A 385-nucleotide genomic window follows, 5' to 3' on the forward strand; every position below is an offset into this window, starting at 1 on the left:
AAGGTAGCGAAATTCCTTGTCGGGTAAGTTCCGACCTGCACGAAAGGTGTAATGATTTGGGCACTGTCTCAACGAGAGACTCGGTGAAATTATAATACCCGTGAAGATGCGGGTTACCCGCGACAGGACGGAAAGACCCCATGGAGCTTTACTGCAGTTTAATATTGGGTATCTGTCAAGCATGTACAGGATAGGTAGGAGCCGGAGAAGATAGGACGCCAGTCTTATCGGAGGCGCTGTTGGGATACTACCCTTGCTTGACGGATGCTCTAACTCAGGCGTGTAAACCAGGCCGAGGACAGTGTTTGACGGGCAGTTTGACTGGGGCGGTCGCCTCCTAAAGTGTAACGGAGGCGCCCAAAGGTTCCCTCAGAATGGTTGGAAA

At 51.7% G+C, this 385-nt stretch carries 1 rRNA gene; it reads left to right on the plus strand.

Annotated elements, in window-relative coordinates:
• Nucleotides 1–385, plus strand: a 23S ribosomal RNA gene (locus lacNas_RS10100); the annotation flags it as partial.

It is taken from the genome of Lactobacillus nasalidis (assembly GCF_016587775.1).
Taxonomy (GTDB): Bacteria; Bacillota; Bacilli; order Lactobacillales; family Lactobacillaceae; genus Lactobacillus; species Lactobacillus nasalidis.